This is a genomic window from Streptomyces sp. R-07 (genome assembly GCF_049913175.1).
In the GTDB taxonomy this organism is placed as follows: Bacteria; Actinomycetota; Actinomycetes; order Streptomycetales; family Streptomycetaceae; genus Streptomyces.
Map to the genome: position 1 here is coordinate 3,789,115 of NZ_CP183978.1, position 23,097 is coordinate 3,812,211.

A 23,097-nucleotide genomic window follows, 5' to 3' on the forward strand; every position below is an offset into this window, starting at 1 on the left:
GACCTGTATGGGACGTTCACCATGAGCACCGTCTTCGACCCCGCCCGACTCGGCGACCTCGATCTGCCCAACCGGCTGGTGATGGCGCCGATGACCCGTAACCGCGCCGACGACGACGGCGTCCCGACCCCGCTGATGGCCACGTACTACGCGCAGCGCGCCTCGGCCGGACTGATCATCGCCGAGGCCTCGACGCCGAACGCGGTCGGGCAGACGTACCCGAACATCACCGCCATCCACACCGACGCCCACGTGGCCGGATGGCGGCGCGTCACCGAGGCGGTGCGCGCCGCGGGCGGGCGGATGTTCCTGCAGCTGCAGCACGGCGGCCGGATCGGGCACCCCGACAACAGCGGCGGCCTCCACCCCGTCGCGCCCTCGCCGGTGCCGCTCCCGGAATCGATCTTCACGCCCCGTGGGCATCAACCCGCCGTGGTACCGGTCGAGATGAGCCTCGACGACATCCACGCCACCGTCGCCGACTTCGCGGCCGCCGCCCGCCGGGCCGTCGACGCGGGCTTCGCCGGCGTCGAGGTGCACGGCGGGAACGGCTACCTCCTCCACCAGTTCCTCGCCTCCGGGACCAACCACCGCACCGACGGCTACGGCGGCTCCCCGGCCGCCCGCGTCCGGTTCGTGGTGGAGGTCGTGCGGGCCGTCGCGGAGGCCGTCGGACCCGAGCGGGTCGGCCTGCGGATCGCCCCCGGCGTCACCGCCAACGGCATGCACGAGGACGACGTCGAGAGCGTCTACCCGGCGCTCGTCGACGCCCTCGCCGACACCGGCCTCGCCTACCTCCACGTCGTCTTCGCCGACCCCGACCAGCCCCTCTTCCAGCACATCCGCAAGCACTGGACGGGCACCCTGATCGCCAACCCCATGCTGCCGTGGCCCGGACCGCTCCCCGTCGACGGAGGCCGGCAGGAGGGCGAGCGGCTCCTCGCCGCCGGAGCGGACCTCGTCTCCCTCGGCCGCGCCTTCCTCGCCAACCCCGACCTGGTGGAGCGGCTGCGCCGGGGAGCTCCGCTCAATCCGCTGCGGGACAAGGGGCTGATGTACGTGGGCGGGGAGGAGGGCTACACCGACTATCCGGCGCTCGCCGAGACCGCCCTCGCGGACGGCGGCGAGTAGGGCCGGCTCCGTCCCACCCCGCCACCTCTCGGGTGGCGGGGGCGGACGAGCCAGGGGGGTCAGGCGAGCCAGTGGCCGTCGCGCATGAGGGTGCGTCCGTCGATTTCGTTCGCCTCCCGCCAGGCCTGGACGCGGCGCGGACGGATCAGGAAGTACTGGTAGGAGTCCTTGAGTTCGCGCGGGTCGAAGCCCGTCCGGGCGGCGAACGCGTCACCCGTCCCCGGGGCGAGGTCCGCGACCTCCACGGCTTCGGCGGTGCCGTCGACGAGGACCACGTCGCGCGTCGGGCCGAGGGCGAGGCGTACCCGCCCGTCCGCGAGCAGGTTGCGGCCGGTGACCGAGGCGCGCGGAGTCGAGATCAGGAAGGCGGCGCCGTCCCACAGGAACGACAGCGGGACGAGGTGGACGCCCCCGCCCCCCGACGCGACCCACAGGTCGATGTCGCTCTCCAGTCGCGCGCGGGTGTCCTCCAGGCGCTCCGCGAGGTCGCGCGGCGGTGCGTCGGTCATGCCGGCTGTCCTTCCGTTCGTACGCCGTGCAGCAGCAGCGTCCTCGCGCGCTCGGCCCGGCGGCTCAGCAGGTATCCGTACGGCGAGTCTCCGTACGCGGTCCGGAACTCGCGGCTCAGCAGACCGGCCGCGATGTCCGCGCCGCGGGCGAGCGCCAGGACGTCCAGCGGGCGGGCGTACTCGCGGTCGATCCGGTCACGGACGCGCCGCATGCGGGCGAAGTCGTCCAGGCGCTGCGCCGTGACGCGCGCGCGTGCCCACGCGGGGTGGCACATGGGAACTCCTCCTGTTCGGAAACGGCTAGCGGAGTTCCTGGATGCGGATCAGGTTGCCCGCGGGGTCGCGGAACGCGCAGTCGCGGATGCCGTACGGCTGCTCCGTCGGCTCCTGCACGACCTCGGCGTCGGCGGCCCGCACCTTCTCGAAGGTGGCGTCGAGGTTCCGGGTGGCCAGGAGGATCCAGCCGTACGTGCCCTTGGCCATCATCTCGGCGATGGTGCGGCGCTCGTCCTCGGTGATGCCGGGGTCGACGGCCGGCGGCGCCAGGAGGATGGACGTGTCCGGCTGCCCCACGGGCCCGACCGTGATCCACCGCATCTTGCCCTGGCCGACGTCGCTGCGGACCTCGAAGCCGAGGGCGTCCCGGTAGAAGGCCAGGGAGGCGTCCGGGTCGTCGTGCGGGAGGGCGCTGGTGTGAATGCTGATGTCCATGGCCTTCACGCTAGTGGCGGCCATGGCGCGGCGCTTCTCGAATCCTGATCGGTGCGGGACGAGTTCGGCCCGGCGGTGGGGCCGGCCCGGTGGTGGGGCCGGCTCGGTGGTGGGGCCGGCTGGTGAAGCCGGCTCGGTGGTGATGCCGACTCGGTGGTGATGCCGGCTCACCGGTGATGTCGTTCAGTGGTGATGTCGTTCAGTGGTGGAAGCCCGCGCGGTCGGCGTCCGACGGCGCGCCCTTCGTCAGGCGCTCCAGGGAGCGGACCATGTCCTGCGCGAGCAGGTCGACCTCGTCGCGGCCGATGCCGTGACGGATCATGACGCGCTGGATGACGGTCTCCTGCCGGTCGGGGGGCAGCGGGTAGGACGGGACCTGCCAGCCGCGCATCCGGAGCTCGTCGGAGAGGTCGTACAGGCTGAAGCCCGCGCCCTCGGGGTCGGCGAGGGTGTACGAGACGGCGGGCAGCGCGCCCTGCCCGTCGTAGAGCAGGGTGAACGGGCCCATCCCCTTGATCTTCTCGGCGAGGTACTGGGCGGTCAGCGCGCAGGCCTCCTGGACGCGCCGGTAGCCGGCCCGCCCCAGGCGCAGGAAGTTGTAGTACTGGGCGACGATCTCGCCGCCGGGGCGGGAGAAGTTCAGGGCGAACGTCGGCATGTCGCCGCCCAGGTAGTTCACCCGGAAGACGAGGTCCTCCGGCAGGAGGTCGGCGGTGCGCCAGACCGCCCAGCCCACGCCGAGGGGCGCGAGGCCGAACTTGTGGCCGGAGGCGTTGATGGAGGAGACCCGCGGCAGCCGGAAGTCCCAGACGAGGTCCCGGTGGAGGAACGGCGCGATGAACCCGCCGCTCGCGGCGTCGACGTGGATCGGGATGTCGAGGCCCGACTCCTGCTGGATCCGGTCGAGTTCGGCGGCGATCTCGGCGACCGGCTCGTAGTCGCAGGTGTACGTGACACCGAGGATCGCGACGACGCCGATGGTGTTCTCGTCGACGTACTCCTTCAGCTGGTGCGGGCGCAGGCCGGTGGCGCCCGGCTCCACCGGGACCTGGCGCAGCTCCACGTCGAAGTAGCGGGCGAACTTGTCCCAGCAGATCTGCACGGGCCCGGTGACGATGTTCGGCCGGTCGGTCGGCTTGCCCTCGGCCCGGCGGCGCTCCCGCCACCGCCACTTCAGGGCGAGGCCGCCGAGCATGGCGGCCTCGCTGGAGCCGGTGGTGGAGCAGCCGAGCGCCGCGCCCTCGCCGTTCGCGCTCCCGGGGGCGTTCCACAGATCGGCCAGGATGTTCACGCACCGCGACTCGATCTCGGCGGTCTGCGGGTACTCGTCCTTGTCGATCATGTTCTTGTCGAGGCACTCGTTCATCAGCTTGCGGACCTCGTCGTCCGTCCACGTCGTGCAGAACGTCGCCAGGTTCTGTGCCGCGTTGCCGTCGAGCAGCAGCTCGTTGTGGAGCATCGCGTAGACGACCGAGGGGAGGTTCGACTCCTCCGGCATCCGGTGCTTCGGCAGAACGCGCTCACTGAGGGCGGAGGCGAAGACATCGGTCGCCGCGTCGGCGACGCTCTTCGGGGCCTTCATCTCATGGAGTGCCACAGTTTCCCCTTCGATCAGCGGACTCGTCGACAGTCCTCTCATCAACCCACGAGGCCGGGCGGGGCGCCCGGCAGCGGCCGCGACCGTTGACCCACCCGGGTGAGGGGGCCGCCCAGGCCCTGTCCCGCGGCTCGCCCGGCCAGTACGTTCCGGACGAAGTGGATCATCAGCGGAAGGCCCCTTCATGAACCCCCATGCCCCCAGCCGTACCGACGGGCAGGACATCGCCGACATCGCCGACGCGTTCGAGTCGTACGCCGACGCCGTCGCCGCCGATGCCGATGCCGATGCCGATGCCGATGCCGCTGTCGTCGACTCGTACGCCGGCATCGCTGACGCGTACGACGCCTACGACGACCTTCCCGAGCGGCTCATCGGTTACCCGGCCGTCTTCCACGCCCTCGGCATCGGCTCCTGTGCCGTCCGTACGGTCCTGGACTACGGCTGCGGTCCCGGCAAGGTCGCCACCCGGGTCGTCGAGGCCTCCGACGCGCGCGTGGTGGCCGTCGACCTCTCGCCCCGCATGCTGGAGATCGCCCGCGCGCGGCGCCCGCACCCGCGGATCGACTACCGGCCGACCGCCGACGGCGGTCTCGGCTTCCTCGCCGACGGTTCCGTCGACGCCGCCATGGCCTGCTTCGTCTTCGTCACCGCCGGAGAGATCGCCGACCTGCACGAGATCGCCGCCGAGACGCACCGCGTGCTGCGCCCCGGCGGCCGGTTCGCCGTACTGGACGCCAACCCCCGCACCGCGGGCATCCGGTTCTCCACCTTCCGCAGCGGCGAACCCGGCCGCGTCTACACCAAGGGCGAGCGGCGGCGGTCGCGCCGGGAGCTGCCCGGCGGAGCGGCGCCGCTCGAGCTCTTCGACCACCACTGGCCCTGCCAGACCTACCTCGACGTGCTCGGCAAGGCCGGCTTCACCGACCTGGACGTCCACGAGCCGGTCCTCACCCACCGTTCGGCCCTGCTCGGTCCGGACCCGGCGGAGGCGGGGCACCCGCCGTTCCTGATCGTCTCGGGAGTCAAAAACTGAGGTCGCGGAGTGAGAATTCAGCATCACGCACGATGAGAATTTCTCATCCAAACATACCGGGCGAAATTCATCACCCCTGCGGCACCCCACTCACGTGCTACTGTCGATAGCAGTTGCAGTTGTGGTTCCCAAAGTTTGAGCAATTCCGGTCGTTTTCCGGTTGGGGCGAGCATCGCGGCGAAACGGAGTCCGCACGGTGCGGATTCCGGGCACTGCCCCGAAGGAGAAAAGACATGGCTTCCGGTACCGTGAAGTGGTTCAACGCTGAAAAGGGCTTCGGCTTCATCGAGCAGGACGGTGGCGGCCCCGACGTGTTCGCCCACTACTCGAACATCGCCTCGCAGGGCTTCCGTGAGCTCCAGGAAGGCCAGAAGGTGACCTTCGACATCGCGCAGGGCCAGAAGGGCCCGACGGCCGAGAACATCGTCTCTGCCTGACGCTGACGCGCCTGACGAGCCGGGACCCGCACCTTGGGGTGCGGGGCCCGGCTCGTCGTATGTCCCCGCAATTGTCGCCCGTATCCGGCGGGCCGTCCCCGGTACGCCCGCTACCCCCTGAGAGGCATCATGCGCTGTGTCATCGCCCGTTTCCCGTTCGATCTGACGAAGAACGGCGTGCTGGAATCGATGAAGGGTGTCAAGCCCGAGCCGGGCACCGGTGATTTCGTGACCATCGGCCGCCGGCAGTACCCCGCGAAGCAGGTCGGCGAGGTCATCACCCGCCAGGACCGCCGTGATTTCAGCGCGGGCGAGGTCGTCCGCGCCATGACCCGCCTCGGCTTCACCTGCGGCACCGTCTCGACGCTCCCCGGGGACGCGCCCACCGAGACCGTCTGACCACGGGGGCCGTGCGACTACGGGGACCGTCTGACAACAGGGACCGTGCGACCACCGGGACCGTCTGACAACAGGGACCGTGCGACTACCGGGACCGTCTGACCACGGGGACCGTCCGACCACGGGCGAAACCACGACGAGGGCCCGACCGGGTGTATCCGGTCGGGCCCTCGTCGTCCGTCGTTCAGTGGTCCGAGTAGCTGAAGTCGCCCACCGTCCAGGCGCTGACGTCCGCGATCGCGACGCGGTACATCCCGCCGGTCTCCGGCATGCCCACCGTGCCCTGCAGGATCCGGGCGAGGTGGAAGTGGAGGTGGGTGGGGGGTTCGTCCTTCGGTGCGGTGGGGCTGAAGACGCCGGAGAACTCACCCAGACGGGGCGAATCCGTCAGGACCTCCGACACCCGCTGTCTCCACAGGGCCTCCGGGGCCAACCGCCCGGTGAGAACCACACCCCCCGCGACCACGGTCAGGGACATCTGATTGCTCTGCCCGGACTCCACCGTGGCAGCAATGTCAACGAGCAGCTCGTCAGGCTTCGACATGAGAGCCGATTCTAGGCGCCGCACCCTCCGGTGGTTGAATTTCCTCCAAGGCCCCAAGAAGAGGTGCAGATGACAGCGGACAATCCGCTCGGCGACCGACTCGACGACGACGACTACCCGGCGTACACGATGGGCCGGGCCGCCGCGATGCTCGGCACCACCCCCGGCTTCCTCCGCGCCATCGGCGAGGCCCGCCTCATCACCCCGCTGCGCTCCGAGGGCGGCCACCGGCGCTACTCCCGCTACCAGCTGCGGATCGCGGCCCGCGCCCGGGAACTCGTCGACCAGGGCACCCCGGTCGAGGCGGCCTGCCGCATCGTCATCCTGGAGGACCAGCTGGAGGAGGCCCAGCGCATCAACGCCGAGTACCGCCGCGCGGCGGAGGAGGCGAAGGCGGCCGACGGGGGCACGGCCGAGGGCGCGGGCGCGGGCGAGGACCCGGGTACGGGACCGAGCGGGGCGCCGGGCGCGGGTACGGACGGGGATCCGGGCGCGGGTACGGACAGGGGTCCGGGCGCGGGTACGGACAGGGGTCCGGGCGCGGGTACGGAGAGAGGTCCGGGCGCGGGTACGGACACGAGTCCGGGCGCGGGTACGGGCAAGGGCTCGGGCGCCGGTGCGGACAGGGGTCCGGGCTCGGCGACGGCCGAGGGCTCCGGGCCGGCCAAGGGCCCCGGGCCCGGCAAGGGCTCGGGTATCCGCTAGAGCGGTGCCGTGTCGTCCGCCGGGAAGGCGGGGCCGTGGCCGGGGACGATGACGTCGGCGGCGGCGAGGACGCGGAGGCGCGAGGAGCGCAGCAGGGTGTGGTCCGGGGCCACCGGGTCCTCCACGGGGCCGTTCGGCCGCCACCAGAGGTCGCCCACGAAGGCGACGACGCCCTCGCCGGTGCCCGCGAGGAGGGTGATGTCCTCGGGGCTGTGGCCGGGGGTACGGACCAGCCGCAGCGACGGGGTGAGTTCGTGGCCCTCGGCGTCGCGGTCGGTCCACTGGTCGTTCTCGTAGATCGCCTTGTGGTCGTGGACGCGGGCCCGGCCGAACAGACCGACGTTCATGGTGTTGTCGGGGTGGTGGTGGCTCAGCACCACGTCGGTGATGTCGTCGGGCCCGAGGCCGAGTGCGGCCAGCGGGCCGAGGATCCGGTCGCGGCTCGCCACCATGCCGGGGTCGACGATCACGTGCCGGTCGCCGTCGTGGACGTACGAGACGGTGGCGGCGACCCCGGGCCCGGTGGAGAGGGTGTAGCCGGTGGTCAGGATCGTGTACGTGGCGCTGCGGGCGAGGGGCGCGTCCGTGGCGTTCTTCATCGTCGTCGTCATGCCCCCAAGTCTTCTGTGGCGCACGGCCCTTCACGAGTGGCCGCGCTGCCACTGATCGCGGGAATCGTGCCACCCGTGCCACACTCCTCCCGTGCCGCCCTTCCCGATCGTCGCCGCCTACGCCCCGCACGGCGTCGGCATGCTCGGCGCCGGGATCGTCTCCGAGGTCTTCGACGCGCGCGGACAGGGCCTGCCCGCCTTCGACTTCGCCCTCTGCACCGACCGGCCCGGCCGGGTCCGTACGGACGTCGGGCTGCCGCTGGTCGTCGACCACGGCCTCGACCGGCTGGCCGGCGCCGACCTGGTGATCGCCCTGCCCTGGGCCGGGTTCCGTACGCCGCCGGCGCCCGCCGTGCTCGACGCGCTGACCGCCGCGCACGCGCGCGGGGCGCTGGTCGCGGCCCACTGCGTCGGGGCGTTCGCGCTCGCCGCGGCCGGGCTGCTGGACGGGCGGCGGGCCACCACGCACTGGCGCTTCGCCGGGCTCCTCGCCGAACGGCACCCGGAGGTCACCGTCGAACCCGACGCCCTCTACGTCGACCAGGGCACGGTCGTCACCGGCGCGGGCGCCGCCGCCGGCTTCGACCTGTGCCTGCACCTGCTGCGGCGGGAGTACGGCGCGGCCACGGCCAACGCCATCGCCCGGGACCTCGTGCTGCCGTCCCACCGCGACGGCGGCCAGGCCCAGTACCTGGCGACGCCCGTACCCGAGGACAGCCGGGACGAGCGGCTCACCGACGTCCTCGCCTGGGCCCGGGAACACCTCCACGAGCCGCTGCCCGTCGCCGAGCTGGCCCGCAGGGCCCTGATGAGCCGGCGCTCCTTCGCCCGCCGTTTCGCGGCCTCGACCGGCACCACCCCGCACGCCTGGCTGCTCGGCCTGCGCCTCAGCCGCGCCGAGGAGCTCCTGGAGACGACGGAGCTCCCGGTCGAGGAGATCGCCCGCGCGGTCGGCTTCGGCAGCGCGGCGGTGCTCCGCGCCCAGTTCGTCCGCCGCCGCGGCGTCCCCCCGCGCGCGTACCGCCGCTCCTTCACCCGCACGCCCGGGGGGTCGGGGGCGGCCTAGGTTTCCTTAGGTTCGTCCGCCAGGAAGGCCACCACCGCCAGGGCGAACAGGAGGCCGAGGGCGAGGCCCACGACGACCCAGGCCGTGGGGTAGGGCCAGAAGACGATGCCGGCGGCCGCCGCGGCGACGAGGATCCAGGTGATCCAGGTGCGGTAGCGGCGGACGAACGGACCCACCGGGCCGAGGCGCATGCCCGCGTGGTCGGCGGTGGACCGGGTCGCGGTGATGCCCGAGTGCCAGAGGCCGCGGGCGAGGACGGCGGGGCGGCTCGGGCCGGAGAGCCAGGCGGCCAGGGCGATCAGGATGCCGAGGGTCGCGAACACCCGGACCGAGGTACGGAGGAAGCGGACCAGGGTGTCGTAGACGGAGCCTGCGGCGCCCGGGGAGACGGTGGCGGGCAGGGCGTTCAGGTAGACCGTACGGAAGACGGTGAGCGCGACGCCGAGGACGATCGCCGCGACGGCGACGCCGAGGGCCGCGGCGACCAGGGTGCGGCGCCGGTGCACGGCGAGGAGCACACCGCCGGCGACGAGCAGGACGGCGATCACCGGCAGCCACATGCCCATGGCCTGGAGCAGCGCGAACCCGGTCTTCACCTTGCCGATGTCGTCGGACTTGACCACCGTGAAATCGGTGTGGATCTCGGGGATCTTGGCCGCGACGTTCATGCCCGACGCGACGAGCCGCTCCTTCACACGGTCGATCACGGGCGCCAGATCGATGGTGACCGTGTCCGTCTCGATCTTCACGGCACCTTCGTCGTTGCCGGTCAGGGCGCGGTCGAGGGAGGTGTGGATCGCCCGGTTGGCGTTGGTCCAGATGGTCTCGAACTCCGGTGAGGCGACGATGTCCTGCGCCTTGTCGTGGACGAAGCTGCCGACCGCGCTCTGCAGGGAGCCGCCCAGCTTGCCGAGGGCCTTCGCCGCGAGCGGCCGCTGCTCGGGGGCGACGCCCTCCAGGAGAGAGGGCAGGTCGATGTGTTCCATGACCGCGTTCGTCACCCGGTTGGCGACGGCGGCCTGGATGTCCGGGTCCGAGGCGAGCGGCTTGACCGTCTGCACGTACCGGTCGGTGTCGCCGACGATGTCCGAGGTCCAGGAGGCCACGAGGCCCAGCGGGACGAGGACGCAGCCGATGACGATGAGCAGGGCGGCGAAGAAGGAACGGAGCCGGTGGTGGGGCGGTGGGGCGGCCGCCCTTTCCGCTTCCAGGGCGGCCACCCGCGCCCGGAGTACCGAGAGTTCGTCGCCACTGGCACCGGCAGCGTCCATGACACAAGCCTTCCCGAAGAGACAATTAGGGAAAATTCTCCGTGGGGTGGCCGCCTTTGTCGCCTCTGGTGTGGCATACGGGCCGGATGCGCGGGCCCGATCCGCGATCATGCGGTCATGAAGCTGCGCTGCGCCGTACTCGACGACTACCAGGGCGTCGCCCTCACCTCCGCCGACTGGAGCCCGCTCACGGGCCGCGTGGACGTCCGCGTGCTGCGCGAGCACCTCACAGACCGGGACGCGCTCGTCGCCGCCGTCGAGGACTGCGAGATCCTCGTGGTCATGCGGGAGCGGACCCCGGTCGACGCCGCGCTCCTCGCCCGCCTCCCCCGGCTGCGGCTCCTGATCACCTCCGGCCTGCGCAACGCCTCGATCGACCTCGCGGCCTGCCGGGCACGCGGCGTCACCGTCTGCGGCACCGCCAGCAGTTCCGAGCCGCCCACCGAACTGACCTGGGCGCTGCTCCTGGGCCTCGCCCGGCACGTGCCGGCGGAGGCGCGGGCCCTGCGCGAGGGCGGGCCGTGGCAGTCGACCGTCGGGGCCGACCTCTCCGGCCGGACGCTCGGTCTCGTCGGCCTCGGCAAGATCGGCGCCCGGGTGGCCCGGATCGGTCTCGCCTTCGGCATGGACGTGACCGCCTGGAGCCCGAACCTGAAGGAGAAGCGGGCCGCCGAGCACGGCGTACGGCTCGCGAAGGACAAGCGGGACCTGCTCGGCGGCAGCGACTTCGTCTCGCTGCACATGGTGCTGTCCGACCGCACCCGGGGCCTGATCGGGGAGCCGGAGCTGCGGGCGATGCGCCCGTCCGCGTACCTCGTCAACACGTCCCGGGCCGGGCTCGTCGACGGCGGGGCGCTGCTGCGGGCGCTGCGTGAGGGCTGGATCGCGGGGGCGGGGCTCGATGTGTACGAGACGGAGCCGCTGCCCGCCGACGATCCGCTGCGGACGCTGCCGAACGTCCTGGCCCTCCCCCATCTGGGCTATGTGACGGAGGGGAACTACGCACGCTACTTCGGCCAGGCGGTCGAGGACGTCGAGGCGTTCCTCGCGGGGGCGCCGGTCCGCGAGCTGAGCTGAACCCGCTAGCCGAGGCTCGTACGGGCCAGGTCCAGGAACTCCTCGTCCGTCAGGCCCAGCTCGCGCGCCTCGGCCGCCGCCTCGCGCAGCCGGGAGACGAGGCGGGCGCGGTCGGGGGCCGTGGCGCCGGGGACGATCAGGGCGCCCCGGCCGCGGCGGAGTTCGATGAGGCCCTCCTCGCGGAGCCGCTGGTAGCCGCGGAGGACGGTGTGGACGTTGACGCCGAGGGAGTCGGCGAGTTCACGGGCGGCCGGGAGGCGTTCGCCGGGCGCCGCGGAGCCGTCGGCGAGGGAGCCCCGGACGCAGGCGGCGATCTGGTCGCCGAGGGGGACGGCGGAGGCCGGGTCGACACGGAAGAGCACGGTCAGACCCTCCCATGCCGCTCGGCGAGGGTGTTGAGGAGGGCGGCGGCGGTCCGCGCGTCGGGCACGGTGACGGCGAACTCGCGGCCGCCGGTCCGCCGTACGACGAGGGCCTCGCCGGAGCGCAGCACGACGCCGGTCCGGTGGGCCCGGACCCGGTAGCCCCAGCCGCCGAAGTCGGCGACGGCCTCGATGTCCCGGACGTCGGCGCCCGCGACCTCGTCGAGGGGGACCCGGATGCGGGGCCGGGAGGCGAGCGTGGGGCTGACGGTGAGGCCGCGTCGGTCGACGGTGACCCGGACGCGGGCGAGGGCGAACCCGGGCAGGCCGATGACGAGGCCGAGGAGGCCGAGGAGGGCGGCCGGCCAGGGTGCGAGGAGCAGGGTGGCCGGGGCTGCGGCGAGGGCGAGCACCGCGAGGGCGGTGAGCGGCCGGGACCCGGTGGCGCGGCTCCAGCCGGCGACCTCGCTCGCTCCGAGCGGAAGGCGCGGGGCGTCCGTCGTACCGGCTCCGGCCGTCGGTTCTTCCGCGGGGACGAGCCGGGTCAGGGCCCAGCCGGCGGCGGCGCAGAGGCCCGCGACGGCCGCCGCGACGGTGAGGTTGGCGAGGGGTGAGACGACCTGGGTCGCGTCGCCGGCGTCCAGGTTGTCCCGTACGAGGAGGACGAGGAGCGCGCCGGTGAAGCCGGCGGTCGCCCAGGCTCCCCAGAGTGCGGTGCGGCGGACGAGGAGCGTCCAGCCGGTGCCGAGGCTGAGGAGGAGGGCCGTACTGATGGCGGCGTACGCGGCGCGGCCGGTGAAGCCGTTGGCGCGGCCCCCGCCGGAGGGGCCGAAGTGGGTGGCGAGGGGGTCGGGGAGCCGGTCGTACCAGAGCGCGAGCACCAGCAGGTGGGCGGCGAGCGCGAGGACGAAGGGCAGCGCGGTGAGCGCGCGGAGACGAGGTGTGGCACGGTTCATGGAAAACCTCCCTTGTTCGCACTCTACTAGAACAATGGGGGTTGCCGTCGAGAGAACGGCCGCCGCGTTCGGAAGATCGTCGAGATGCGGGCGCCCCCGAACCGGCTGTTCACTGGGTCGAACGCAGACGATCCGCGACAGGGCCGCCGACCCGGAGCGGCTCGGCAAGCTGGGCCTCGCGAACGTCGACGCGGCGGCGGCCGTGAAGGCCGCCACCGCGAGACCGCCGCCGCGAAGACCGCCGCCGCGAAGACCGCCGCCGCGAAGAGGTAGCAGGTCAGCCCCGGTCGCCCTCCAGGGCGGTGCGCAGCGCCTCGGCGAACTCCGCCGGGGCGCCCTGCTGTCCGAACTCGCCGCCCAGGAAGCCGCCGTGGTGGCTCGGGAAGACGGCGAGCGGGGTGCCGGTCCCCTCGGCGACGGCGACCGCCGCGCGCGCGGCGAACGTGCCCTCGGACTCCTTGCCCGCGGCGACGACGATCCGGGTCGGCGCGGCACGCAGGGCCTCGAAGTCGGGGCGGTAGGAGGTGCAGCCGCGCATGTTCTGGCCGAGCAGCGGGTCGCCGCGCGAGCCGTCGTCCTCGGCCGGCAGGCCGAACGCGGCCGGAGCGGGGGCGGGCTCCTCGGCCCAGTTCGCCGGGAACTCGCCCCGCCGGCTCGTCAGCGCGAGGAACTTGGCCATCGCGGGGCCCCAGCCCTCGCGCAGATAGGTCGCGTGGACGTCCGCGCAGACCCCGAGCGCCGCCTCCCGGTCCGGGACGACCTGGGCGGTCGGCGGCTCGTGCGCGACCAGCGTGTGGACCAGGTCGCCGCGCGCGGCCACCAGGGCGAGGGCGTTGACCGCGCCGCCGCTGCTCGCGAAGACGTCCACGGGCCCGGCGCCGAGCGCCTCGATCAGCCGGGCCAGGTCGTCGGCGTGCTCCTCGGGGAGCGTCTCCGCGGCGCCGTCGGTGCGCTCGCTGCGGGCCACCCCGCGCGGGTCGTACGTCACGACGGTCCGGTCGGTGAAGTGGGAGGCGAGCGTGGTGAAGCCGCTCGCGTCCATGGGGGAGCCGATCAGCAGAAGGGGACGCTCGTCGGTGCCGGTGCCGGGGCGCACGTCGTAGCGCAGGGTCGCGCCGGCGGTGTCCAGGATCCGGGTGTCGGTCTCGGCCATGGTGATCTCCTCGGTGGTGGGCCTTTCACGGGGGTAGACCCCCGGCCCGACGGGAAATCATCGGCCCCGGCGGAAATCCGTCCGGTACGCGTACGCCCAACTCCGCGCCGCAGTCGTCGTCGGCGGCGTCCACCACCACGCGGTCCAACAGGCCGCGCAGCAGCGTCTGTTCGGCCTCGGTCAGGTCACCGAAGAGCTCGCGCTCGGCCGCGCCGACCGCCGCGTCGATCCGCCCCGGGGCGTCCGCGCCCGCCTCCGCCTCCGCCTGATTAAGCCGGCCGTGGCGAGACGGAGCGTCTTGCGAAGGGGGCGGCCGTGGCGTACCGTCGATGAAGCGAGACGAGACGTCTCGTGTCGAGAGTTCCCGAGACGCCGGAGGTGGCCCCTTGTTCCGTGCCCGATTCACCGACGTCACCAAGCGCTACGACGACCGGTACGTGCACCACCGGACCGTGCTCGACCGGGTCTCCCTCACCGTCCGGCCCGGCGAACGCCTCGGCGTCGTCGGTGACAACGGCTCCGGGAAGTCCACCCTCCTCCGGCTCCTCGCCGGCCTGGAGACCCCCGACAACGGCACCGTGACCGTCGACGCCCCCGGCGGCCTCGGCCACCTCGCCCAGACCCTCGACCTCCCCCCGGACGCCACCGTCGGCGACGCCGTCGACCACGCGCTCACGGAGGTACGCGAGTTGGAGCGGGCGATCCGTACGGCCGAGGCGGAGCTCGCCGGCACCGGCGACCTCGCCGGATACGACGCACTGCTCACCGCCTACGAGGCCCGGGGCGGCGCCGGGGCCGACCGTCGCGTCGAGACCACCCTCCGGCGGCTCGGCGAGCCCGGCCCGCTCCAGCGCGACCGGCCGCTCGGGACGCTCTCCGGCGGGCAGCGCTCCCGGCTCGCCCTCGCCGGCGTCCTCGCCGCCGAGCCCGAACTGCTGCTGCTCGACGAGCCGACCAACGACCTCGACGACGAGGCCGTGGCCTGGCTGGAGGAGCGGCTGCGCGCCCACCGGGGCACGGTCGTGGCCGTCTCCCACGACCGGGTCTTCCTCGACCGGGTCGCCACCGCCGTCCTGGAGGTCGACGAGGACCGCCACACCGTGCGGCGGTACGGCGACGGCTACGGCGGCTACCTGACCGGACGCGCCGCCGAACGGGCCCGCAGGCAGCGGGAGCACGAGGAGTGGAAGGCCGAGCTCGCCCGGCACCGGGCCCTCGCCGACACGAACATCGACCGGTTCTCCGCGATCCCCCGCAAGGCCCCGGCCGCGTTCAGCGGGGCGGGCGCCTTCCGGGCCCGGTCACGGGCGCACGGCGCGATGAGCCGCATCCGCTCCGCCCGCGAGAAGCTCGCCCGCCTCACCGACCACCCCGTCCCCGCGCCGCCGGAGCCGCTCCGGTTCCGCGCGGAACTCGACGGCGAGGGGGCGGCCGTCGACCTGACGGGCGTACGGGTCGACGGCCGGCTCCACCTCGACGCCCTGCACCTCGACCCGGGCGAACGGCTCCTGCTCACCGGGCCCAACGGCGCGGGAAAGACCACCCTCCTCCGGGTCCTGGCGGGCGAACTCGTCCCGGACGCGGGCACGGTGACCGTGCACGCCCGGGTCGGGCTGCTCCGCCAGGACACGACCTCACCCCTCGACCCCCGTACGGTGGGCGAGGCCTTCGGAGAGGGCCGCGAGGACGAACTGCTCGCCCTCGGGCTCTTCCCGGCCCGGGATCTTCCGACCCCGGTCCGGCTGCTTTCTGCGGGCCAGCGCCGCAAGCTGGAACTGGCCCTTCTGGTTTCCGCGCCGGCGGACCTGCTGCTCCTGGACGAGCCGACGAACCACCTGGCGCCGGGGCTGGTGGAGGAGCTGGAGGCGGCGCTGGCGTCGTACCGGGGCACGCTGATCGTGGCCAGCCACGACCGCCGCCTCCGCGCGGGCTTCCGAGGCCGCCACCTCGAACTGCCCCCGCCGCCCGTTGTGGGCGGTCGTTCCGCGCCCACCCCCGCCACCCCCGACGGCGCCCTTGCCGGCGCCAGAGGCTCCCGCGCCTGAACCCGCACCGCGTTGTGCGGCGCCACTGGGGTGCGGGTCAAGGCGCGGAACGCGGAGGCGCCGCTGAAGGCGCCGTCCCGTGTGCCCACCCGTCCCGCCCTGCGGGACGATTGCCCACACGGGCGGGGGGGGGAGGCCCTACTCGTCGCCCTCCAAGTCGCCCTCCGTCTCCAGGAAGACCTGGCGGAGGGCCGCCAGCGTCTCCGGGTCCGGCTTTTCCCACATGCCTCGCGACTCCGCCTCCAGGAGGCGTTCCGCGATGCCGTGCAGGGCCCACGGGTTGGCCTCCTTCAGGAAGGCCTGGTTCTCCGCGTCGAGGACGTACTCCTGCGTCAGCTTGTCGTACATCCAGTCGGCGACGACACCCGTCGTCGCGTCGTACCCGAAGAGGTAGTCGACGGTCGCCGCCAGCTCGAACGCGCCCTTGTAGCCGTGGCGGCGCATCGCCTCGATCCAGCGCGGGTTCACGACGCGCGCCCGGAAGACCCGTGAGGTCTCCTCCACCAGCGTGCGGGTGCGGACGGTCTCCGGGCGGGTCGAGTCGCCGATGTACGCCTCGGGGGCCGTGCCCTTGAGCGCGCGCACGGTCGCGACCATGCCGCCGTGGTACTGGAAGTAGTCGTCGGAGTCGGCGATGTCGTGCTCGCGCGTGTCCGTGTTCTTCGCGGCGACCGCGATCCGCTTGTACGCCGTCTCCATCTCGGCCCGCGCCGGCCGGCCTTCGAGCCCGCGACCGTACGCGTACCCGCCCCACACCGTGTACACCTCGGCGAGGTCCGCGTCCGTGCGCCAGTCGCGCGAGTCGATCAGCTGGAGGATGCCCGCGCCGTACGTGCCGGGCCGCGAGCCGAAGATGCGGGTGGTGGCGCGCCGCTCGTCGCCGTGCTCGGCGAGGTCGGCCTGCGTGTGGGCCCGTACGTAGTTGTCCGAGGCCGGCTCGTCGAGCCCGGCCACGAGCCGTACGGCGTCGTCGAGAAGACCGATGACGTGCGGGAACGCGTCCCGGAAGAAGCCCGAGATGCGCAGCGTGACGTCGACGCGCGGGCGGCCGAGCTCGGCGAGCGGGATCGGCTCCAGGCCGTTCACGCGACGCGAGGCCTCGTCCCACAGCGGGCGGACGCCGAGCAGGGCGAGCGCCTCGGCGACGTCGTCGCCGGCGGTGCGCATCGCGCTCGTGCCCCACAGGGAGAGGCCCACCGAGGTCGGCCACTCGCCGTTGTCGGTGCGGTAGCGCTCCAGGAGCGAGTCGGCGAGCGCCTGGCCGGTCTCCCAGGCGAGCCGGGACGGCACGGCCTTCGGGTCGACGGAGTAGAAGTTCCGGCCGGTCGGCAGGACGTTGACCAGGCCCCGGAGCGGGGAGCCGGACGGGCCGGCCGGGACGAAGCCGCCGTTCAGGGCGTGCACGGCGTGCGTCAGCTCGTCGGTGGTGGCGGCGAGGCGCGGCACGACCTGGCGAGCGGCGAAGTACAGCACCTCGCGGACGTCGGGGCCGTACGCGGCGGCGATCTCCGGGATCGCCGCCTCGTCCCAGCCGGCGGCCTCCATCGCCTCGACCAGCTCGCGGGCCTTGGCCTCCGCCTCGTCGGCGGTGGTGCGGGTCGCGGCCGACTCGTCGAGACCGAGGGCCTCGCGCAGGCCGGGGAGCGCCTGCGTGCCGCCCCAGATCTGGCGGGCGCGCAGGATGGAGAGGACCAGGTTGACGCGGCCCTCGCCCTCCGGTGCGCCGCCGAGGACGTGCAGGCCGTCGCGGATCTGGGCGTCCTTGACCTCGCACAGCCAGCCGTCGACGTGCAGCAGGAAGTCGTCGAAGCCGTCGTCCTCCGGGCGCTCCTCCAGACCGAGGTCGTGGTCGAGCTTGGCGGCCTGGATCAGGGTCCAGATCTGGGCGCGGATCGCGGGCAGCTTCGCCGGGTCCATGGAGGAGATCTGCGCGTACTCGTCGAGCAGCTGCTCCAGGCGCGCGATGTCGCCGTACGAGTCGGCGCGGGCCATCGGCGGCACCAGGTGGTCGACGAGGGTCGCGTGGACGCGCCGCTTGGCCTGGGTGCCCTCGCCCGGGTCGTTGACGAGGAACGGGTAGATCAGCGGGATGTCGCCGAGGGCGGCGTCGGGGCCGCAGGCGGCGGACAGGCCGGCGTTCTTGCCGGGCAGCCACTCCAGGTTGCCGTGCTTGCCCAGGTGGACCATGGCGTCGGCGCCGAAGCCGCCGTCCTCGGCGCGGGCGGCGATCCAGCGGTAGGCGGCCAGGTAGTGGTGGGACGGCGGGAGATCGGGGTCGTGGTAGATCGCGATCGGGTTCTCGCCGAAGCCGCGCGGCGGCTGGATGAGGATCAGCAGGTTCCCGCGCCGGAGCGCGGCGAGGACGATGTCGCCCTCCGGGTTGCGGGAGCGGTCGAGGAACATCTCGCCGGGAGCCGGGCCCCAGTGCTCCTCGACGTGTGTGCGGAGCTCCTCGGGCAGCGTCGCGTACCAGCGCTTGTAGTCGGCGGCCGGGATGCGGACCGGGTTCTTCGCGAGCTGCTCCTCGGTCAGCCAGTCCTGGTCGTGGCCGCCGGCCTCGATCAGGGCGTAGATCAGCTCGTCGCCGTCGCCGGAGACCAGGCCGGGGAGGTCCTCGACGGGACCGAAGTCGTACCCCTCGGCGATCAGGCGGCGGAGCAGCGAGACGGCGGAGGCGGGGGTGTCGAGGCCGACCGCGTTGCCGATGCGGGAGTGCTTCGTCGGGTACGCGGAGAGGACGAGCGCCAGCCTCTTCTCGGCGTTCGGGATGTGGCGGAGCCGGGCGTGCCGGACGGCGATCCCGGCGACGCGGGCCGCGCGCTCGGCGTCGGCGACGTACGCGGGCAGGCCGTCCTCGTCGATCTCCTTGAAGGAGAAGGGGACGGTGATGAGCCGGCCGTCGAACTCGGGCACGGCGACCTGGCTGGCGGCGTCCAGCGGCGAGAGGCCCTCGTCGTTCTCCTCCCAGGCCGAGCGCGAGCCGGTCAGGCAGAGGGCCTGGAGGATCGGCACGTCGAGCGCGGCGAGCGCGCCCGCGTCCCAGGCCTCCTCGTCACCGCCGGCCTGCGCCTCGGCGGGCTTGGTGCCGCCCGCGGCGAGGACGGTCGTGACGATCGCGTCGGCTCCGCGCAGTACGGAGATCAGCTCCGCCTCGGGGGCGCGCAGGGACGCCACGTACAGCGGCACGGCCCGTGCGCCGGCGTCCTCGATCGCCCCGCACAGGGCGTCGACGAAGGCGGTGTTCCCGCTCATGTGGTGGGCGCGGTAGTAGAGCACGGCGATGGCCGGGCCGCTGTCGTTCCTCGCGACCCGCTCCAGCGGGCCCCAGGTGGGGGCGGGCGCCGGGGCCTCGAAGCCGTGGCCGGTGAGCAGGACGGTGTCGGAGAGGAAGCGGGCCAGCTGCTCCAGGTTGGCCGGGCCGCCGTGCGCCAGGTAGGCGTGCGCCTCGGTGGCGACGCCGACGGGGACGGTGGAGGCCTCCATGAGCTGTGCGTCCGGGGCCTGTTCGCCGCTGAGGACGACGACCGGCTTTCCGGCGGCGAGGACCGTGTCCAGGCCCTCCTGCCAGGAGCGGACTCCGCCGAGGAGCCGGACGACGACGAGGTCGGCGCCGTCGAGGAGGGCCGGGAGGTCGGCGAGGGGGAGGCGGGAGGGGTTGGCGAAGCGGTACTCGACCGCGGGGCCGCCCTGGGCGGCGTTCGCCGCGCGGGCGCTGAGCAGGTCGGTGTCGGAGTGCGACAACAGCAGGAGCATGGCGAGCTCAGGCCTTCCTCGGGGTTGTCCGCGCCCCGGGTGGTCGTATGGGTTGGGGCCTCCCCTGCTCGAGCGAAGCCGAGAGCTTGGGGAAGGGAGTTCCTGACTCACCCTTCCCTCGCGGGTACGGGCTCACAGTGGCGGGACCGCGCCGGATTCTCACCGGGCTTCCTCCCCGGGGTCCTGGGACCCCATGCCGATCTGCATCCTAGATCGTGCGGTCTCCGGGCCGGAGGGAACGGGAGAGTCGGCCGGATCACACCCGGTGGTCAGGCGGTTCCCCGTGGGTATGCTCGCCGCCATGCCGCCCACCCCACCCCCGACGCCCGAACCGGGCGAAGCTCGCATACGGGACCGTGGCGACGCCTGCCCCGGGGCGCTGCGCCTGCACCCCGCCGACGACGGCCGCCTGGCCCGACTGCGCCTGCCCGCAGGGCGCCTGACGGCCCCTCAGGCCGAGGTCCTGGCGCACGCCGCCGAGACCCTCGGCGACGGACGGATCAGCATCACCTCGCGCGGCAACGCGGAGCTGCGCGGCCTCCCCGAGGACTGCGGGGCGGCGCTGGCATCCCTTCTGGCCGGGGCGGGCCTGCTGCCCTCCCCCACCCACGAGCGCGTCCGCAACATCGTGGCCTCGCCCGGCGCCGGACTCGACGGACTCGGCCACGCGGACGTGCAGTTGTGGGCGCGTGAACTGGACAGCGCCCTGTGCGCCGAACCTCGGGCGGCGTCCCTTTCGGGACGATTCCTGTTCCTCCTGGACGACGGGCGCGGAGACGTCGCCGGGCTCGGCGGCGATGTGAGCTTGATCGCAGGACAGGACGGGTCCGTCCAGCTGCGGCTGGGCTGGGCGCACCTCCCAGGAAGAAGTCCTGGGGGGAGGGTGTTCCGCCTCGCCGCCACCGACGCCGTCCGGGCCGCCCTCGCCGCCGCCCTCGCCTTCCTCGACGCCGCCGAGGCCGCCGGGAACGGGGCGTGGCGGCCGCACGAGCTGCCCGACGGACACGAACCCGACTGGGCCGGTGCTCTCGCGCGCGCCGGGATCACGGCGGAGCCCGTACCCGTACCGCCGCTGCCCGCGTCCCGGCCGCCCGCGCCCGGGCCGCTCGGCGACCGCGCCCTGCATGTCCTCGCCCCGCTCGGCCGGCTGACCGCCACCCAGCTGCGGGCCCTGGCCGACGAGGCCGACGAACTCCGGCTCACGCCCTGGCGCGGGGTGGTCGCCGTGACCGACCCCGCCAGGCTCCCCGCACTGGAGTCGTACGGCCTGATCACCCGCCCCGACGCGCCCGGCACCGGAGTCACCGCCTGCACCGGACGCCCCGGCTGCGCCAAGTCCCTCGCCGACGTCCGGACGGACGCGCTCGCCGCGCCCCCCGGCCCGCTGCCCGTGCACTTCTCCGGATGCGAGCGCCGCTGCGGGCACCCCCACGGCGCCTGGATCGGCGTCCTCGCCACCGGCGACGACAGCTACCTGGTGGACGGCGTCCCCACCCCCCGTACCTCCCTGACCGCAGCAGTCGCGGCGGCCCGCGCCCAGCCGACCCACACGAGATGAGCGAGAGCAACAGGATGTTCGACTACGAGAAGGACGGGACGGAGATCTACCGCCGGTCCTTTGCCACGATCCGCTCCGAGGCGGACCTCGCGGGCCTGCCCGCCGACGTCGCCCAGGTGGCGGTCCGGATGATCCACGCCTGCGGCATGACCGACCTCGTGCAGGACATCGCGTACTCCCCCCAGGTCGTCGCGAACGCCCGCGAGGCCCTGATCTCCGGCGCGCCCATCCTCTGCGACGCCCAGATGGTCGCCAGCGGCGTCACCCGCAAGCGGCTGCCCGCCGACAACGAGGTGCTCTGCGCGCTCTCCGACCCGGCCGTGCCGGGCCTCGCCGCCGAGCTCGGCACCACCCGCTCCGCCGCCGCCCTCGAACTGTGGCGGGACCGCCTCGAAGGCTCCGTCGTCGCCATCGGCAACGCGCCCACCGCCCTCTTCCACCTCCTGGAGATGATCGCGAAGGGCGCCGGGAAGCCCGCCGCCGTCCTCGGCATCCCCGTCGGCTTCATCGGCGCCGCCGAGTCGAAGGACGCGCTCGCCGCCAACACCCTCGGCCTGGAGTACCTGGTCGTACGGGGCCGGCGCGGCGGCAGCGCGATGACGGCCGCCGCGCTCAACGCCCTCGCCCACGAAGCGGAGATCCAGGCATGACCACCGTGACCGGCAAGCTCTACGGCGTGGGCCTCGGCCCCGGCGACCCGGACCTGATGACCGTCGCCGCCGTGAAGGCGATCGCCGAGGCCGACGTCGTCGCCTACCACTCGGCCCGCCACGGCCGCTCGATAGCGCGCTCCATCGCCGCCGGGCACCTCCGCGAGGACCACATCGAGGAGCGGCTGATGTACCCGCTCACGGTGGAGACCACGGACCACCCGGGCGGCTACCGGGGTGCCCTGAACGACTTCTACGAGGAGGCCGCGGCCCGCCTCGCCGCCCACCTCGACGCCGGCCGCACCGTCGCCGTCCTCGCCGAGGGCGACCCGCTGTTCTACGGCTCGTACCAGCACATGCACAAGCGGCTCGCCGACCGCTACGACACGACCGTCATCCCCGGCGTCACCTCGGTGAGCGCTGCCGCCGCCCGGCTCGGCGAGCCGCTGTGCGAGGCGGAGGAGGTCCTCACGATCATCCCCGGCACCCTGCCGGAGGACGAGCTGACGGCCCGCCTCGCGGGCACCGACTCGGCGGTCGTGATGAAGCTCGGCCGCACCTTCCCCACCGTGAAGCGGGCCCTGGAGCGGGCCGGGCGCCTCGACGACGCGCGGTACGTGGAGCGGGCGTTCATGACGGGCGAGCGCACGGAGAAGCTGACGGACGTCGACCCGTCCTCGGTCCCGTACTTCTCGGTGGCCGTCCTGCCCTCCCGTATCGACCAGGAGCCCCCCGTACGGGAGACGGGCGAGGTCACCGTCGTCGGCACCGGCCCCGCGGGCGCACCCTGGCTCACCCCCGAGTCGCGCGGCGCGCTCGTCAACGCCGACGTCCTCGTCGGCTACACCACCTACCTCGACCGGGTGCCGGAGCTGCGCCCCGGGCAGATCCGGCACGGCTCCGACAACAAGGTCGAGTCCGAGCGCGCCGAGTTCGCCCTCGACCTGGCCCGCCGGGGCCGGAAGGTCGCGGTGGTCTCCGGCGGCGACCCGGGCGTCTTCGCCATGGCGACGGCGGTCCTGGAGGTCGCCTGCGAACCGGAGTACGCGGACGTGCCCGTACGGGTCCTCCCCGGGGTCACCGCGGCGAACGCGGCGGCAGCGGCGGCGGGCGCCCCGCTGGGCCACGACTACGCGACGGTCTCCCTGTCCGACCGGCTCAAGCCCTGGGACGTCATCGAGGCCCGCCTGCGCGCCGCCGCCACCGCCGACCTGGTCATCGCGCTCTACAACCCGGGCTCGAAGTCCCGCACCCACCAGGTGTCCGCCGCCCGCGACCTCCTCCTCGAACTCCGCTCCCCGGAGACCCCGGTGGTCGTCGCCCGCGACGTCGGCGGCCCGGAGCAGTCGGTCCGGGTCCTCACCCTGAAGACCCTGGACCCCTCGGAGGTCGACATGCGCACCCTCCTCCTGATCGGCTCCTCGCAGACCCGAGCGGTCGAACGGGGCGACGGCCGCACGATCACGTGGACACCGCGCCGGTACGGCTGATTCCGGAAAACCCCGGGGGCGGGGCCACCCTGCCCC

At 73.5% G+C, this 23,097-nt stretch carries 21 protein-coding genes, 1 pseudogene and 1 riboswitch; of the genes and pseudogenes, 11 read left to right on the forward strand and 11 right to left on the reverse strand.

Annotated elements, in window-relative coordinates; all coding sequences use genetic code 11:
• Nucleotides 1-21: 21 nt before the first annotated feature.
• Nucleotides 22-1,131: an alkene reductase gene (locus ACN9M0_RS17240; protein WP_426403851.1), complete on the forward strand. Its 1,110-nt coding sequence runs from the start codon at nt 22-24 to the stop codon at nt 1,129-1,131.
• Between the two features lie 59 nt (nt 1,132-1,190).
• Here ACN9M0_RS17240 and ACN9M0_RS17245 read toward each other — a convergent pair whose 3' ends face one another.
• The 4 genes from ACN9M0_RS17245 to ACN9M0_RS17260 all read right to left on the reverse strand — a co-directional run bounded on the left by ACN9M0_RS17245 (nt 1,191) and on the right by ACN9M0_RS17260 (nt 3,948).
• The gene (locus tag ACN9M0_RS17245; protein ID WP_366037374.1) at nt 1,191-1,640 is read right to left on the reverse strand and encodes a pyridoxamine 5'-phosphate oxidase family protein; all 450 of its coding nucleotides are present in this window, start codon (nt 1,638-1,640) and stop codon (nt 1,191-1,193) included.
• Nucleotides 1,637-1,915 (reverse strand): hypothetical protein, encoded by a 279-nt coding sequence (locus ACN9M0_RS17250; protein ID WP_426403852.1) that lies wholly within the window; start codon nt 1,913-1,915, stop codon nt 1,637-1,639. Before ACN9M0_RS17250 ends, ACN9M0_RS17245 begins: the two co-directional genes overlap by 4 nt.
• A gap of 25 nt (nt 1,916-1,940) precedes the next feature.
• Nucleotides 1,941-2,351: a VOC family protein gene (locus ACN9M0_RS17255; RefSeq protein WP_366037373.1), complete on the reverse strand. Its 411-nt coding sequence runs from the start codon at nt 2,349-2,351 to the stop codon at nt 1,941-1,943.
• A 199-nt stretch (nt 2,352-2,550) separates the two neighbouring features.
• Nucleotides 2,551-3,948 carry a glutamate decarboxylase gene (locus tag ACN9M0_RS17260; RefSeq protein WP_399696171.1) on the reverse strand — a complete coding sequence of 466 codons (1,398 nt, stop codon included), beginning with the start codon at nt 3,946-3,948 and terminating at the stop codon, nt 2,551-2,553.
• Nucleotides 3,949-4,132: 184 nt separating this feature from the next.
• On the opposite strand from ACN9M0_RS17260, the gene ACN9M0_RS17265 reads away from it, so the two are divergent.
• From ACN9M0_RS17265 to ACN9M0_RS17275, 3 genes are all read left to right on the forward strand, one after another.
• Nucleotides 4,133-4,984, forward strand: a complete 852-nt coding sequence (locus ACN9M0_RS17265; protein WP_426403853.1) for a class I SAM-dependent methyltransferase — start codon at nt 4,133-4,135, stop codon at nt 4,982-4,984.
• A 233-nt stretch (nt 4,985-5,217) separates the two neighbouring features.
• A complete protein-coding gene (locus ACN9M0_RS17270; RefSeq protein WP_053645385.1) occupies nt 5,218-5,421 on the forward strand; it encodes a cold-shock protein in 204 nt (67 codons plus the stop codon).
• A gap of 129 nt (nt 5,422-5,550) precedes the next feature.
• Nucleotides 5,551-5,820, forward strand: coding sequence for an SCO5918 family protein (locus ACN9M0_RS17275; RefSeq protein WP_366037371.1), 270 nt, complete (start codon nt 5,551-5,553; stop codon nt 5,818-5,820).
• 184 nt (nt 5,821-6,004) lie between these two features.
• Here the strand turns inward: ACN9M0_RS17275 and ACN9M0_RS17280 are convergent, their stop codons facing one another.
• Nucleotides 6,005-6,364 (reverse strand): hypothetical protein, encoded by a 360-nt coding sequence (locus ACN9M0_RS17280; RefSeq protein ID WP_366037370.1) that lies wholly within the window; start codon nt 6,362-6,364, stop codon nt 6,005-6,007.
• A gap of 69 nt (nt 6,365-6,433) precedes the next feature.
• On the opposite strand from ACN9M0_RS17280, the pseudogene ACN9M0_RS17285 reads away from it, so the two are divergent.
• A pseudogene (locus ACN9M0_RS17285) lies at nt 6,434-6,769 on the forward strand (MerR family transcriptional regulator); the annotation flags it as partial.
• Nucleotides 6,770-7,065: 296 nt separating this feature from the next.
• On the opposite strand, the gene ACN9M0_RS17290 reads toward ACN9M0_RS17285, so the two are convergent.
• The gene (locus ACN9M0_RS17290) at nt 7,066-7,680 is read right to left on the reverse strand and encodes an MBL fold metallo-hydrolase (protein WP_426403854.1); all 615 of its coding nucleotides are present in this window, start codon (nt 7,678-7,680) and stop codon (nt 7,066-7,068) included.
• A 139-nt stretch (nt 7,681-7,819) separates the two neighbouring features.
• On the opposite strand from ACN9M0_RS17290, the gene ACN9M0_RS17295 reads away from it, so the two are divergent.
• Complete coding sequence (locus tag ACN9M0_RS17295) at nt 7,820-8,746, forward strand: GlxA family transcriptional regulator (protein WP_366037436.1); 927 nt, start codon at nt 7,820-7,822, stop codon at nt 8,744-8,746.
• Here ACN9M0_RS17295 and ACN9M0_RS17300 read toward each other — a convergent pair.
• Complete coding sequence (locus ACN9M0_RS17300) at nt 8,743-10,017, reverse strand: hypothetical protein (RefSeq protein WP_366037368.1); 1,275 nt, start codon at nt 10,015-10,017, stop codon at nt 8,743-8,745. The two genes, ACN9M0_RS17295 and ACN9M0_RS17300, sit on opposite strands and share 4 nt — an antisense overlap.
• Before the next feature lie 117 nt (nt 10,018-10,134).
• Between ACN9M0_RS17300 and ACN9M0_RS17305 the strand changes: the two genes are divergently transcribed.
• Nucleotides 10,135-11,094 (forward strand): D-2-hydroxyacid dehydrogenase family protein, encoded by a 960-nt coding sequence (locus ACN9M0_RS17305; RefSeq protein ID WP_366037367.1) that lies wholly within the window; start codon nt 10,135-10,137, stop codon nt 11,092-11,094.
• 5 nt (nt 11,095-11,099) lie between these two features.
• Here the strand turns inward: ACN9M0_RS17305 and ACN9M0_RS17310 are convergent, their stop codons facing one another.
• From ACN9M0_RS17310 to ACN9M0_RS17320, 3 genes are all read right to left on the reverse strand, one after another.
• Entirely contained in the window at nt 11,100-11,456 is a 357-nt protein-coding gene (locus tag ACN9M0_RS17310; protein ID WP_426403855.1) for a GntR family transcriptional regulator, read from the reverse strand.
• 2 nt (nt 11,457-11,458) lie between these two features.
• A complete protein-coding gene (locus ACN9M0_RS17315; RefSeq protein WP_366037366.1) occupies nt 11,459-12,412 on the reverse strand; it encodes a hypothetical protein in 954 nt (317 codons plus the stop codon).
• A 277-nt stretch (nt 12,413-12,689) separates the two neighbouring features.
• Nucleotides 12,690-13,565, reverse strand: a complete 876-nt coding sequence (locus tag ACN9M0_RS17320; RefSeq protein WP_399696177.1) for an alpha/beta fold hydrolase — start codon at nt 13,563-13,565, stop codon at nt 12,690-12,692.
• Between the two features lie 386 nt (nt 13,566-13,951).
• Here ACN9M0_RS17320 and abc-f point away from each other — a divergent pair, with 386 nt between their 5' ends.
• Complete coding sequence (abc-f, locus tag ACN9M0_RS17325; protein ID WP_426403856.1) at nt 13,952-15,610, forward strand: ribosomal protection-like ABC-F family protein; 1,659 nt, start codon at nt 13,952-13,954, stop codon at nt 15,608-15,610.
• Between the two features lie 138 nt (nt 15,611-15,748).
• On the opposite strand, the gene cobN is transcribed toward abc-f, so the two are convergent.
• Nucleotides 15,749-19,363, reverse strand: a complete 3,615-nt coding sequence (gene cobN / locus ACN9M0_RS17330) for a cobaltochelatase subunit CobN (protein ID WP_426403857.1) — start codon at nt 19,361-19,363, stop codon at nt 15,749-15,751.
• Between the two features lie 76 nt (nt 19,364-19,439).
• Nucleotides 19,440-19,574: riboswitch (cobalamin riboswitch) on the reverse strand.
• 78 nt (nt 19,575-19,652) lie between these two features.
• Here cobN and ACN9M0_RS17335 point away from each other — a divergent pair.
• Genes ACN9M0_RS17335 through ACN9M0_RS17345 form a run of 3 tightly spaced genes read left to right on the forward strand, consistent with a single transcriptional unit; the run spans nt 19,653 to nt 23,061 of the window.
• The gene (locus ACN9M0_RS17335) at nt 19,653-20,921 is read left to right on the forward strand and encodes a cobalamin biosynthesis protein CobG (RefSeq protein ID WP_426405309.1); all 1,269 of its coding nucleotides are present in this window, start codon (nt 19,653-19,655) and stop codon (nt 20,919-20,921) included.
• Nucleotides 20,918-21,571 carry a precorrin-8X methylmutase gene (locus ACN9M0_RS17340; RefSeq protein WP_366037362.1) on the forward strand — a complete coding sequence of 218 codons (654 nt, stop codon included), beginning with the start codon at nt 20,918-20,920 and terminating at the stop codon, nt 21,569-21,571. Before ACN9M0_RS17335 ends, ACN9M0_RS17340 begins: the two co-directional genes overlap by 4 nt.
• A complete protein-coding gene (locus ACN9M0_RS17345; protein WP_426403858.1) occupies nt 21,568-23,061 on the forward strand; it encodes a precorrin-2 C(20)-methyltransferase in 1,494 nt (497 codons plus the stop codon). The genes ACN9M0_RS17340 and ACN9M0_RS17345 overlap by 4 nt, the downstream gene beginning before the upstream one ends.
• Nucleotides 23,062-23,097: the final 36 nt, after the last annotated feature.